Annotated in this window: 6 protein-coding genes; 3 read left to right on the top strand and 3 right to left on the bottom strand. The window is 43.2% G+C overall.

The genetic code is table 11. The annotated features are described in order from the left end of the window. Nucleotides 1-18 precede the first annotated feature (18 nt). The gene (locus tag IPP86_01110) at nt 19-912 is read left to right on the top strand and encodes an exopolyphosphatase (GenBank protein MBL0137111.1); all 894 of its coding nucleotides are present in this window, start codon (nt 19-21) and stop codon (nt 910-912) included. A gap of 19 nt (nt 913-931) precedes the next feature. On the opposite strand, the gene IPP86_01115 is transcribed toward IPP86_01110, so the two are convergent. Continuing rightward, the gene (locus IPP86_01115) at nt 932-2,632 is read right to left on the bottom strand and encodes a multicopper oxidase domain-containing protein (GenBank protein ID MBL0137112.1); all 1,701 of its coding nucleotides are present in this window, start codon (nt 2,630-2,632) and stop codon (nt 932-934) included. A gap of 59 nt (nt 2,633-2,691) precedes the next feature. Further along, nucleotides 2,692-7,290 (bottom strand): PKD domain-containing protein, encoded by a 4,599-nt coding sequence (locus tag IPP86_01120; GenBank protein MBL0137113.1) that lies wholly within the window; start codon nt 7,288-7,290, stop codon nt 2,692-2,694. A 295-nt stretch (nt 7,291-7,585) separates the two neighbouring features. On the opposite strand from IPP86_01120, the gene tnpA reads away from it, so the two are divergent. Further along, nucleotides 7,586-8,017: an IS200/IS605 family transposase gene (gene tnpA / locus IPP86_01125; protein MBL0137114.1), complete on the top strand. Its 432-nt coding sequence runs from the start codon at nt 7,586-7,588 to the stop codon at nt 8,015-8,017. Between the two features lie 386 nt (nt 8,018-8,403). Here tnpA and IPP86_01130 read toward each other — a convergent pair whose 3' ends face one another. Beyond that, complete coding sequence (locus tag IPP86_01130; GenBank protein MBL0137115.1) at nt 8,404-9,798, bottom strand: hypothetical protein; 1,395 nt, start codon at nt 9,796-9,798, stop codon at nt 8,404-8,406. A gap of 216 nt (nt 9,799-10,014) precedes the next feature. On the opposite strand from IPP86_01130, the gene IPP86_01135 reads away from it, so the two are divergent. Then, nucleotides 10,015-14,334 (top strand): T9SS type A sorting domain-containing protein, encoded by a 4,320-nt coding sequence (locus tag IPP86_01135; protein MBL0137116.1) that lies wholly within the window; start codon nt 10,015-10,017, stop codon nt 14,332-14,334. The last annotated feature ends 75 nt before the right edge of the window (nt 14,335-14,409 follow it).

Below are 14,409 nucleotides of genomic sequence, written 5' to 3' on the forward strand. Positions count from 1 at the left end.
CTTTAATCCCATTGTAATTTGTTTCGCTACGCCGCTATTGATATTGGATCCAATGCAGTTCGACTTTTGCTCTGCAATGTTGTAGAAGAACATGGAGCTACACATTTTAAAAAGGGAGAATTGATTCGCATCCCTTTGCGCCTTGGAGAAGACGTATTTAACTCCGGAAAAATTTCCCCGGAGCGATCCATTCGTTTTCAGAAAACAATGCACGCATTCAAATTACTTATCGATGTATATGAGCCGGTAGCTTATCGTGCCTGTGCCACAGCTTCCATGCGTGAAGCTGCGAACGGGGAAGAGATCGTGAAACAAATTCGAAAGGAATGCGGATTAAAAATTGACATCATTTCAGGCAAAGAAGAAGCGGAACTGATTTACTCAAATCACGTCGAAGCGGAACTTGATCACGATAAATGTTATTTGTATATAGATGTGGGTGGCGGAAGTACAGAATTGACATTATTTGACAGGGGTGCATGCATCGCCTCACAGTCTTTTAATATCGGAACCCTGCGTTGGTTACAAGGGAAGAGCACCAAAGAGCAATGGGAAGAATTCAAAAACTGGGTAAAAAAAGTTTCCGAAAACCATGGTCCCCTCACAGCAATTGGTTCCGGTGGGAATATCAATAAGATTTTTAAAATGCTGGGGAAAAAAGATAAGCCTTTGTCTTTTTCCGTTTTAAAAGAATTGTATGATGAGATGAAAATTCACTCAGTGGAAGAGCGAATGGAAATCTGGGGACTCAATCCGGATCGTGCGGATGTAATCGTACCGGCGGCAAAAATCTTCCTTGGTGTGATGAAAGCTGCCGCCATCGATGAAATAATTGTTCCACAGATCGGATTAGCGGATGGGATTGTTCATCAACTGCATGAGCAGAACGGAAGACTTCAGCCTCTGGCCTGATAGATAAAAGGACAGGGAACTATTTTGTCTTTATAAATTTCCGGGTGAATACCTGATCAGGAAATTCCATTTTTAAAAAATAAGAACCTGGACCAAGAGAAATCAGGTTCAGATTTATTTCGGGATCAATAAGTTTTTTCGATTCAGTGTGGACTATTGCTCCGAACACATTTAAAATTTCAATCTTAAAACACATACCGGATTTTTCTTTTGGCAAACGGACATGCAACATTCCGGCGTCAACGGGGTTTGGAAAAATCTCCGAATGCTCAACTGACTCATGACCTGGAATTCCACTGTTGGAACTGACAATAAACTGTCCCATCATTCCGTCGTCTTCATGCATCAGGATATGGCAATGATACATGTATGGAATCATCGGATCAGCATAATCTTCAAATTTCATGATCAGCCGAATTGATTCATTCGGAAGAATCAGGACATCATCTTTAAACCCCTGTTCATGCAACGGAGGAGGAACTCCGTTTCTGTCAAGAATAAAGAATTGTACATCATGAATGTGAAAAGGATGTGCAACCATACTTTGATTGGAAATTGTCCAGATCTCTGTGTGATCAAGAGGAATCGTATAATCGATTCGCATCATATCAAAGCTTTGTCCATTGAAAAAGAATGGACCACTGAAGGATGTACTGCTCTGTGGTGTAATCGTAATCCATCTGGTTTCCTCTGATTGTGATTCAATGAGCGGAGTGAAATTCGCAAGCGAAGCCGGGATGGAGAAAATGCCCGGTGGCAGGGGAGGAGTCACATCGATTTGCAGGATGTTGAAGTCAACACCGTTCAACGGACTTTCCATTGTACTATCCATTCCGGACATCAATGCTGCCCCCTGAATACCCATGAGGAATTCTGAAGCATAACTCATCAAATTAATCCGCTGGCCTATCAAACTCTGTAGATTGATGAGAATTTCCGCTCTTTCACCGGGAGAAAGCTGTAGGCGTGTTGCATTCACCGGAGCCTGCAACAATCCACCATCACTTGCAATAATGGTGAAAGAAAGATTTCCGGAAAATCCGAAATTAAAACTTCTTCCCTGTGCTGCATTTAGTAATCGGAGTCTTACCACCTGTGCAGGAAGATTGAGTTGAGGATTGGTAGTGCCGTTTACAAGAATAATACTGTCGTTCATCCCTCTCCACAAAATCTGATTAGCGGAATCAAACTGTTGTGTCTGAACAACCAGAGGAAAATCATCAATCCCATAACTGCGAGGAAGATTTAAAGTTGCTTCAAAACTATCCCGCACAATGATGATACCCGCGGCTCCGCGCATCGCCTGCTCTCCCGTGCGCATGTGAAGGTGCGGATGGTACCAATATGTAGCGGCATTATTCTTCACTTCAAATTGCGCCTGCCAGTTTGTGTTTGGAAGGATTACTGTATGAGGGCCACCGTCTGCTATGGATGGCACATGCAATCCATGCCAATGCACAGTTGTCGTATCATTGAGCTGATTGTTTACATCAAGATTCACAAACTCTCCTTTATTCAAAATCAGAGTTGGCCCGAGATAAGAGAAATTGTTGAAAGCATTCGTAACCGTTTTTCTTCCGTTCAGAAATTGAACACTATCATCATGAATTGAAAGTTGAATGTTGGGGCCGCTGAGAGTGCCAGGTATTGGAATAGGATTTTGTGCATTTGCCAATTGCAAAAGACAACAAAAAAGGAGGGAAGTAAGAATCTTCATCATTCTGAATATTTCAAATTCAAAAAATAATTACTGCTAAATAAAAAAGTAGTAGAAGTTGTTTAACGAACCAGTGTTACATGCCCGATGTATCGATGCAGTTTTCCGGTGTAATCGTGTACATTGATGATGTATTCATACACATCGTTCTGACAGAGATTTCCATTCCCGTAATAAGTTCCATCCCATGGCATGTCAGCCCGCACCGAATGAAATATTTTTACTCCCCAGCGGTCAATGATCCACATGTCATAATCAACAAATCCGATTCCCTGCCCGATAAAACCTTCGTTGATGCCATCTTTGTTTGGCGTAAATGCATTGGGAACATACAGCGCAAATTCCTGTTCAACCCGTAATGTGTTGTATACAGTATCCGTACAACCACCGTGGTTCGTTACAATCAATCGTACAGTATAAATTCCCGTATCGGGATATACATGGGAAGGACTGGCTTCTGTAGAAGCTGCTGAACCATCTCCAAAATCCCACTCCCAGAATGCGGCATCAACGCTGTTGTCATTAAAGAAAATTTCAGGATGATAGCTGGAAACAACATTGCTGCTCTGATAAAAACCTGCAGTTGGATATCCATGAACAATGACTGTATTGTCTACAGTTACGGAATCTTTGCAACCCTCAGGACTCACAATCGATAAGGTGATATCGTAATTGCCGGGATTTTCATAAACGTGTGAAGGATTGGAATCGGTAGAAAGTGTATTGTCATCGAGATCCCAGGAATAAGTTGATCCGGCTAATTGCGGATAATAATTTTGAAAATCAACGGAAACAGGCATACAGCCCTGGATCTGGTGAGGGAGAAAATCTACCAATGGCAATGGATGCACAACAATGCTGACAGTATCCTGAATGAGTGGTGAGCAACCATCACTGACTGTAACAATAAAAGTAGAATCATGTTCAGGTGCCACTTCTGCGGAGGCAGCCAGGATGCTGCTGTCGTTCCAGGAATACTGATAAGGTCCGCCATTGCCTCCTCCTGCGGATGCACTGACATTTGCTGTTTCACCAAAACAAATTTCCGGAATGATATCAGCAACAACCGAAAGAGGCGGATGCACTGTAATCAAAACCGAATCAGGAGAAACCCTGCAATTGTTTGAATCAACTAATGAAACAACATACTCTGTTGTGACAGTTGGAGAAACAAGAATAGAATCAGTATGATCACCGGTACTCCAGGTAAATGAATACGGTCGTGTTCCTCCTGAAGCGTTGGCCTGAAGGATAGATTCCTGGCCAATACAAATTGTTTCAGGCAAACTTGTGCTGAGATGAAGAGCCGGTGGTTCGGAAATGGTTGCAGTCATTGTAAGTGTACAACCAAACGAATCAGTAACAGTAACAGTATACTCACCTGCATGTAAATTGGTGACTTCACTGGTTTGATATGGACCGGGTGTCCAGGAATATGTGAAAGGAGAAGTTCCTCCGGACGCAAGAACCGCAACAGAACCCTGAGCAGAATCAAAACACAATGCATTTACATTGAAAGTTTCAGCGAGAAGGAGTGTGTCGGCAAACACACGAACAGTATCCTTATTTACACAAAAATTTGTGTCAGTTACTGTCACAACATAGACCTGGTCAGAATCCGGCGCAACAATAATTTGCTGAGAAGTAGATCCGCCCGGCGACCACAGGTAGGAAGAACCGCCACTGGCTTTTAGGGTATCCTGATTTCCATAACAAATGTATCTGTCGGGCCCTGCGCTTACAATCGGAAGTGCATGAACAATCACTCTAACTGTATCTGCATCTTTACAACCATTCGTGTCAGTAACATTTACGATGTAGTTTGTACTTGTATCAGGGGAAACAGCAAATTGTTGGGCATTTCCGCTGCCGGGATTCCAGGAGTAAACGAATGGTCCTGCAGAAGCCCTTAAGGTATCTGAATCTCCGGCACAAATTGTTTTGTCAATGCCCGCATTCACTGAAGGTAAATTGAATACCCTCACCTGAACAAGATCTGTATCCTTGCAACCAAATGCATCTGTCACTTGTACAGTATAAGTTGTTGTAATAATAGGATGAACAACTACCTGTTGGCTTGTTGCTCCTCCGGGCGACCAGGAATAATTCGCGCCACCGCTGGCTGCAAGTGTAACAGAATCGTGTAAACACAGCGACTTATCCAATCCCGCATTTGCTGTTGGCAATGGTTTCACAATCACATTAACCCTGTCGACGGCCGAACAATTATTCGTATCAGTGATGGATAAGGTGTAAGTAGTTGTGACAATAGGATTCACAATTATTTGTTGCGTGAATGCGCCACCGGGATTCCAGGAATACGAAGTTCCTCCGGAACCACTCAACGTGGCTGAATCACCAAGACAAATTGTTTGGTCGGTTCCGGCAAAAGCGCTTGGTGGTTGATTAACCGTAACACGCACAGTATCCCATGAATGGCAACCTGCTGTATCCGTCCCGGTTACTATATAGTTTGTAGTAACAGAAGGGTGAACACTGATTTGTGAAGTGGTTGCTCCTCCCGGACTCCATGAAAATGTTGTTTGGTTATTTGCATTCACAGAAAGAGTTGTTGTATCACCCAGACAAATACTGCGATTCTGACTAACATTCATGTTGGGACCTCTGCGTACAAAAACCACAACGGTATCATTAGCTGAACAACCATAAATATTTGTGGCAGTAAAAATATAAGGTTGAGTACTTCCGGGATTGACGGTAATCTGCGCAGTAGTTGCATTTCCCGGAAACCAGGTATGCGTGGCTCCACCAATACCGGTAAGCGTTGCATAAGCTCCGTTGCAAATGGTCTGATCTAATCCGGCATTCGGACTTGGAAGCCCTGAGATAGTTACGGCATGTGTAACAGAATCTGTGCATCCATCCGTATTCTGTACCACCAGAGAAACATTATAGTTACCTGCGACAGTATAAACATGCGCCGGACTTTGAACCGGCGAAGTATTGCCATCACCGAAATACCATGTCCAGTCGGTAAGAGTGCTGGGAGAAGTAGAATGATCTGTAAAATTTAATTGAGCATTCACACAAGCATTGGAAGGAGTAAATGTAGCGACAGGATGATTGAGTGAAAGGTGAAGTGTACGAATAAGTGTATCAATACAACCACCCACTGTTTGGACAATCAATCTTACCTGGTAATTTCCGGCTGCGGCAAACGTGTGTGATGGATTCTGTGCAATAGAAGTTCCTCCGTCACCAAAATTCCAGGAGTAAGCACTGATTGTACCGCCTGTTACAGTAGATAAGTTTGTGAACTGCACAGCCAGGCTTGAGCAGGAAAAATTACTTGTAAAATCTGCGACAGGAACGCCTGCAGCCGGGTTCACCATGGCAGTGTCTGAAGTGGAACAAAATCCACCGGACGCAGTGACAATATACATTCCCGGACCGGCAGTAATGGATGAAGTCGTTTCTCCGGAGTTCCAATGATATGTATATACACCGCTCCCACCTGAAGCTACTGCGGTCAGAACGGTGGATGCGTTACAGCCAACTGTGACATCCGGACCTGCATTTACATCTAAGCCACCGACGGTAATACAATAAGAATAAATCTGATTTCCGGAGTAAGGACAATTATCATCAGTAACAATGGCGGTGAAACAATGTGGATTGGGGCTGATATCCGCTTCGGTTGGTGTCCAACAGAAAGTTGCTGTTTCACGGTGTCCCGGAATGGTTGTCAAAATTCCACCAGGGATAGAATAGTCCCATGTGATAAAAGTATTGTGTGTCGCATCTCCATCACCGGAATTAATGGTGAAACAAGTTTGTGACCCGGCGCAAACAGTCATGGCGAAAGAGTTCGTGCCATTTATTCCTGTAAGCGTCGGAAGAATGTTGTTGCAGTCTGTTACAGTTACCTGAATATCACGCTCAACACTTCCGATCAATACTCCGTTCCTGTACTCCTGAACCAATACAGCCATCACTGTGACTTCAAGATTGGTAGGAGTCATGCAGATATCTCCTGTTTGTGGATTAAAACTAACGGTAGGGTTAGAGGAAAGTGGTGAGGTCGCGGAAAAGGGGGGAAGGTAACTGACCGATAGTCCCGCGGAATCATAAGGAGTGATCATGGAATACACAAGCGAATCTCCATCTGTATCAAATCCACCGTGGTTATAACAAAACTGCTGTCCGAGACAAGCGAAGGGAACAGGTTTGTTTGAAAAGACAGGTGAGTTATTGCAAGGCGTAATGGTGTTGTTCAGCGTTGCATAGATGTACATTAGTGTATTTCCGGGATTATTGATGTTGGTAATAGCCCAGTTTCTGCAACAGAGATTGAAGCTAAACCTCCAGTCGGCACAAGGCCCTGGAAGAGTTACAATTCCCTGGTATACGTATTCCTGAATTCCCGTAAAATCTCCACCGTTACAAGTGGTGGTATCGTTTCTGCAAATCGGACTAATCTCTTGTCCTGTTCCGGGAATCTGATAAATTGTAAGTGTATCATCTCCATAACAGGAAGATTGGAAATGAATCAAAGCGGCAGTATCCGCTTCTACTCCTGCGCAGTCACGATAAAATGAAAGGGTGATTTCATAACTATTACCGCCCAGACAACGATACGTTAAATCCGAACCCATAGAATGGCTTGCCTTCACTTTTTCAACATTGCTCAAAAGAAGCATGAAGAAAAATGCAATACAGAAAGACTTCACGAAATTATGATACATCAAGATGGGCAGACCAAAAGGGGCATTAATTTACAAGAAATCAGGCAAATAAGCACGCAACTTAGGCCAATTTTCTGTTTGAAACATGAAAAGGGCGGTAAATGCCTCTATTCTTGCGGTATTCTGAAACTAAATCAAGTAAAACGCTTCAACAAATAGCATCTTTTATGCGGTTATAACTCTGACTTTGATTGTGTTTATTCGCAGTATAACACGTAGTATTTTCTGCTACCCATAAAAACAAAACCATATGTCATTCGTCAAAATAATGATTCATGCCGTTTGGGGAACAAAGAACAGATATCCATTTCTCACCAAAGAAATTCGTGATAAGGTGATTCAGCACATCAAACAAAATGCAAAGACCAAAGAAATTTATATCGACAGGTTGAATGGCCATACAGAGCATTTGCACTGTTTGATGAGCCTGAATGCAGACATGAGTATTGCAAAAGCAATGCAATTGATAAAAGGAGAATCCGCATTTTGGATTAACAAAGAAAAGATTACAAAAAGAAAATTCGAATGGGCTAATGAATACTATGCCGCATCAGTGAGCGAATCGATTCTCGGCAAAGTCAGAGCGTACATCGACAACCAGGAGGAGCATCACAAAAAGAAAACTTTCGAGCAGGAGCATGAGGAGTTCATCAGCAAATACGACATCAAAATTCAGGGCTAAAGCCCTTTCGGTTTTTTTCTGCCCCCTACCCCAGCCTGAAGGCTGGGGTAGGGAATAACCGACGTCCCACACCGGTTTCAGCCCGAACCCCCTCACCCCAGCCTTTAGGCTGGGGTTTAGAAAGAACTCTCGAGAACGCTCTCCCTTCCCGGGCTTTCACCCGAACCCTCACCCCAGCCTTCAGGCTGGGGTACCGAAGAGCCCAAGTCCCCCTCGGGCTTTCGCTCGAACCTCCTCACCCCAGCCTTCAGGCTAGGGTTTAGAAAGAACTCTCGAGAACGCTCTCCCTTCCCGGGCTTTCACCCGAACCCTCACCCCAGCCTTCAGGCTGGGGTCTTTAAAAGCCGACCTCCCCCGCGGGCTTTAGCCCTGACAGGCCCAGGCAATCAAGGAAGTATAATTTGCTCCAGCAACCAATTCTTATCCGAAATATTCTGCTGAGATAAAATTTCATTTTTCACGAGCGTCAATTTTTTCACATTGTTCCCCGCTCTGAAAATTTTCAATGCATAACGGATGAAATTGAGATAAATCTCTTTTTGATAATCGGATACAAGCTTATTCCTACGGATGAAAATTTTAAACGCCGAAATATGATGTAGCAATGGTTCCGTATCATCGGTTTCAAAATAGACTTTTAGCAAGATAGAGCGCGCATCCAGCTGATAATACAAATCTGTGAATTCAACCGCCTGCAGTAGCTTTAAGGTTTGTCTGAAATTTTTCTGATAGTAGCACAACATCGCCGAATTGTAAGTGAACGCGTTTGCTCTTTCTTCGGTCGGCAGGTAGTTCAAATATTTATGAATAAATTCCTGAATCCATTTTTCTTCCTGTAGCCGGAGGCCGAGGGTCACGATGTTCTTATATTCCCATGGAGAAAACTCTCCTTTCTTCATCATGCGTCGGTTTCGCAGAATAGTTTTATAAATATCGAAGAGCACTTTTCTATATCCATCATTGCCTTTATTAATCATCCGGATACAGAAGTTTTTTACATATTGATACGTGTTGTTCAGATCATCAATCGGGAATTTGGCGTTGGATTCATGAATGAGCTGAACGACGCGATGAAAATGAGCTTCACTTTCTTTTTCAGGATGCGTGAGCATCATTAGTATACCATAATAGACTTCTATCAGTGCTGATTTGAAAAAATGATTTTGTACGATCAGTTCACAAATACTATTAATCAGAAACATATTGGTTTCTGTGTTGAATACGTTTCGCAGGTTGATCAGCTCACATTGCAGCTGTAATTTTCGGAGAAAATAAAAGTGATCAAGGTGGCTCAGGATGCTGATGTAATCGGCCTGGCGCACACGAGCAGCGGAGTATTTGTGGTCAAGTTCCGCGCTCTGGTACTGATACATATAATAGGATACACTTTCGAGTTTATCCAATTGCTGAAAGCGAAATTTAGCAAACGAATGTGCTTTTGTCGCGTGTCTTTCGGCAAGTGATCTGCGAAGCAGCAAAAGGTATTGCTGCGGATTGTTTTCCAGTTCACGTAATGCAAGAAATTTCTCCAGATGACCCGACAAATAAGAAAACAGATAACGCAGCTGCTTGTCGTCGTAACGTTTTCCCGGGAATAGTTTTTTAAACAAACTCTTTTTATCACCGACGAGTAAGGATTTTTCAGGATCGCAAAGCAAATCGAATAATTCGGAAACGCGACTGTTTGTGTTGTAAAAGGGAGTCGCCAGGAATTCCCTGAAAGCAGCTTCCTCCTGGGGCTTTAAGACACCCAATAATTCATGTACCTTGATGGTTCGCATGGGTAAAATCAGAATTTCAAATCGTCTTGTAAAAAGTGTGCCTGACAAAGTACAAAAAATACAATAAAATATTATCAATTAAGCCTTCAAATACTTAAATTAATGTAATTTACACTCCTGACAAACTCCAATATTTGTATTTTTATTTAAAGCACTTCCCCATTACGTTTGTATCGTGAAATTGTATCCACAATGTCCGTTCTAACGCAGAAGACTATGAAAACGATCAACCAAATTTATCTGAGGCTTTTCGCCCTGTTGATGCTCTCTCCTTTATTAAGCTTTTCCGCCGACTATTATTGGGTTGGTGGTTCGGGTAACTGGAGCGATTATGCTAACCATTGGGCTACCAGCAGCGGAGGCTCCAGCTTCCATGCTTCCATTCCGACACTCAATGACAATGTATTTGTCGACAATAACTCTTTCACAGCAACCGGTCAGACGCTGCTGCTGGATTCTACTTTTTACTATTGTAAAAGTATTGACTGGACAGGCGTTCAGTTTTCTCCTGAATTGCAGGGGAACGGAGCAATACTATATATATATGGATCGCTGATCCTGGATCCGAATATGACAATCAGCCAAACGGATCTCGTCTTTCGTGCGAATGGTCCGGGAAACACCGTGACTACGTCAAATCATGTTCTCGAAAGAATTTATTTCGAAGGCTCCGGTGATTATTCATTGGGTGATAACCTTAATTGTTTGCAGGACATTAATCTCGTTTCCGGAAGCCTGGACGCGAATTCATTTGATATTACTTGTCGTTCTGTCATTTCCGAAATAGGAAGTACACTCACCACCGGTGATATTAATTTGAATTTGGATGGACGTTGGAACGATGCAATGACAACCAGAAAGGTGGAACTCAAAGGCACTGTATTGAATACCTCATCTACCAATCTTTTCTTTCATTGCAATATCGGTTCCGTTATCGGATATCCCAATCCGATGATCGTTGATTCCATCACATTTACAAATACCGGCTCCGTACAATTTGCAACCGCGAATTATTTGTATCTGCCGGGCAGTTGTAATGTGTATCAAAGTAATATCGGTCGTGGTGATTTTGGTACTGCCAGCGACGCATACCTTACCGGCTGTACGTTTGATACTCTCCAGGGAAAAAACTTCGTATTCAATGGTGATACCACGACCATCACGGTGAACAATTTGTTTGAAATGCGTTCCGACTGCAATGGTCTGGGAGAAATGCGTTCGTTCAATTCACCTTCAGGTTATGGCGTGCTGAATGTACCTTCCGGAAACGTGGTGGTAAACTGGGTAAAAATGTCAGGAATTCATACTGCCGGAGGCGCGACATTCACAGCAAACAATGTTATTGATAACGGAAATAATGCTGGCTGGACTCTCAATGCGCTTACTTCAAGAAACATGTATTGGATTGGCGGAAGCGGCAACTGGAACGACCCGAATCATTGGTCTTTGAGCAGTGGTGGCGGTACTGCCGGCTGCAGTCCTACACAACTTGATAATGTATTCTTCGATAACAATTCGTTTAGCGGAAATGACACTATAAGTACCAACGAATATGATTATGCAGTGAATTCGCTCACATTTTCAGGCTTGACAACAAGTCCGCTTCTTCAAGCAACATTCATCTCTGTGCACGGTTCATTGACGCTCGATCCTTTGGTTAGAAGTAGTGTAATTAGTTTCCGATTCCTTTCCGATCTGCCCGGTCAAACAATCACCACATCCGGTGTTGCATTGAACTATGCTGATTTTCTTGGAAGCGGAAGTTATCAGTTGCAGGATTCGCTCTTCGCATCTGAAATATATGTGGAGTCAGGATCGCTCGATATGAATAGCTATCGGATGGATGCCAATATCATCAATGCTTACTCCGGCACCACCCTGGATGCAACAAACGCTACACTTTCTTCAAAAGAACTCACACTGAATGGTACAGTGACCGGTTCTGCATTTGCCCACCTCCTGTTCAACAGAAATAATGGAGTGTTGTTTGAGCCCGGGAATTTTCAAAGTATTACATTCATGCAAGATGGAGTAATCCTGTCACCTGTAAGCAGCCATTCTATTGCTTCATCCGGCACGCTTGAAATTGACAGCAGCTGTACTTTTGTGCTAGGAGATTTTTATGGGGAAACCACCTTTCATGCGGATATGTCAATCGACTCTTTGAGTTTGTTCAACTCCGGTTTCGCTTTGAATCTGGATTCAGGAACGACACTTAGTATTGCGAATTCGATTGTGACATATGCGAATTGCAATTCTCTGATTAGCATTCGTTCTTCCAGCTCAGGAGATATCGCGAACATCTCGTCTCCTTCCGGTAACCATATCCTGGATTATGTACAAATCAGGGATATCAATGCTACAGGTGGAGGTACATTCACCGCCAACAATAGTGTTGATGCCGGAAATAACAGTGGATGGACAATCAATTCAATTGCTCCCCGAACTGTCTATTGGGTTGGTGGAAATGGAAACTGGAGCGACCCGATTCATTGGTCACTGAGCAGTGGAGGAGGTGGCGGAGCATGCGCGCCGACTGCCGTTGACATTGTTATAATAGATCAGAATTCCGGACTTTCTGGCGGAACGCTGACTATGGATGTGTCGAATGCATCTGCTTCCATCGTTAATTTTCAGAATGCAGGAGCAAATGTAACCGTGAGTGGCGATAACTTAAGTGTGTTCAATTCAATTTACCTGACTCAGGGTATGAATTGGAATTTGCAAAACTTATATCTCAATCCATCCAACACCGGAGGCTTTATTCAAACTGATGGAACAGCATTGAATTATATTGTTGTGGATGGAACAGGAACAATTCAACAAAATGATCCGACCTATGCGACTGAACTGAATATACATGCAGGAAGTTTTGATGTAAATGGTTTTGATCTGAGTGCATCCAGTATTCACAGTGCTCCTGGCACTAATTTCCTGAGTGGCCCTGTTACACTCACTGTCGCTAATTTTTATATCGAAGGATCTATCAGCAATACCAATTCAACTGATGTTGTTTGTCAGATCTTCCCTCCAGCCCACAGCATTAACGGCATGCTTTTGTTCCGATGCTCCGGCACATTCCGTGATATCACAGTGATGAATGACGGACTTACATTCCTGATGACAGATGTAAATTGCAGAGTACTTACAGCCTATGGAGATATGAGTTATTCCGGATACGCTTCAATAGATACAATTCAGAAAGTTGTAGCATTCGGGAATTTGACTTTTCAATTTGCTTATACTGATACATTGTTTCTCAACAATCCGGGAAAGACTGTAAACATGGCTTACTCGGTCACAATCGGCAGTGAGCTGATCGCTAACGGTACTCCCGCTTTTCCCGTCCTGATCCAGGGCGGAAATTCGATGAACCTGATAAAATCATCCGGACAGGTGTGTCTCAGTGATGTAATCTTAAGTAATGTTCCTGCAAGTGGAGGCGCACAGTTTTATGCCGGACAAGGTTGCGTTGACCTTGGCGGAAATACGGGCTGGCAATTTACTCCGTGTACTGTTCTTTCGGATGTATGGCCCGGTGATGCCAATTACGATCTGGATTGTAATAACCTCGACATCCTCAATATTGGAATCGCGTTTGGTGAAACAGGACCAGTCCGCAGCGGTGCATCGCTAGCATGGGCTGCTCAGCCGGCAAATGATTTTGGCAACTGGTTTAGCAGTGCGGTCAATATGAAACATGCGGATTGCGATGGGAATGGAGTAGTAGACTACGCAGATACGCTTGCCGTGAATCAGAATTATAGTTTGAATCACCCTGCTCGACTGAGCAATCTTCCAAATCATATTAATTCAGTATTACCTCCTTTGACCTTGGTGGCATCTCCGGATACGGTGGCTCCCTCCGCTACTGTATTCGTTGATGTCATGCTCGGCGAACAAAATCTTCCGGTGGATAGTCTATACGGAATCGCCTTCAGTGTCTTTTATGATCCTTCACTGATTAATGGCAGCTCACTCCATGCGGATTTTACCGGTTCATGGCTCGGGACGATCGGTACTGACATGATTGGATTTGTGAAAAATAATGTCGCTGAAAGCCGCGTGGATTTTGCATTGTGCAGAACGGATCATCAAAACATTTATGGAGGATTCGGCCATCTGGTTTTATTCGATGTGGTAGTGGTAGACAATATCTCAACCATCAGCGATGCATTGTTCAGTATCTCCAATGTAACTGCGCTTACATACACTCAATATTCTATGGCTATTGGAAGGTTGAATGACACCATAACTATAAACCCATTGCTTGGCGTTCCGGGAATTAAAAATCCAACCCCGCAATTCTTCATTTTCCCTAACCCTGCAAAAGATAAAGTAACTGTACTTGCACACGATGCCAATCTGAAAATGGTAAAAGTCTACGATATGCAAGGTAGAGAAGTGATTTCGGAAAATCCGGGAGTGAATGAATTCACACTTGAACTTGGTGAACTTAGTTCCGGTATTTATGAAATCCGTTGCATCACTGATCAGGGAGATTATCATTCCAGATTGCAGGTGACTGGCCGATGAAAGTGCTCATGTTGTTTTTTTGTTTTCCAAAAAAAGAAAGCCGTGCAATTGCACGGCTTTCTTTTTTATATTCTA

It is taken from the genome of Bacteroidota bacterium, from assembly GCA_016720935.1.
GTDB lineage: Bacteria > Bacteroidota > Bacteroidia > AKYH767-A > 2013-40CM-41-45 > JADKJP01.

Excerpts from the sequence above, each read along its gene's own strand:
- IPP86_01115 (MBL0137112.1), bottom strand. The coding sequence starts at position 2,632 with ATGATGAAGATTCTTACTTCCCTCCTTTTTTGTTGTCTTTTGCAATTG.
- IPP86_01120 (MBL0137113.1), bottom strand. The coding sequence starts at position 7,290 with ATGCTTCTTTTGAGCAATGTTGAAAAAGTGAAGGCAAGCCATTCTATG.
- tnpA (MBL0137114.1), top strand. The coding sequence starts at position 7,586 with ATGTCATTCGTCAAAATAATGATTCATGCCGTTTGGGGAACAAAGAAC.
- IPP86_01130 (MBL0137115.1), bottom strand. The coding sequence starts at position 9,798 with ATGCGAACCATCAAGGTACATGAATTATTGGGTGTCTTAAAGCCCCAG.
- IPP86_01135 (MBL0137116.1), top strand. The coding sequence starts at position 10,015 with ATGAAAACGATCAACCAAATTTATCTGAGGCTTTTCGCCCTGTTGATG.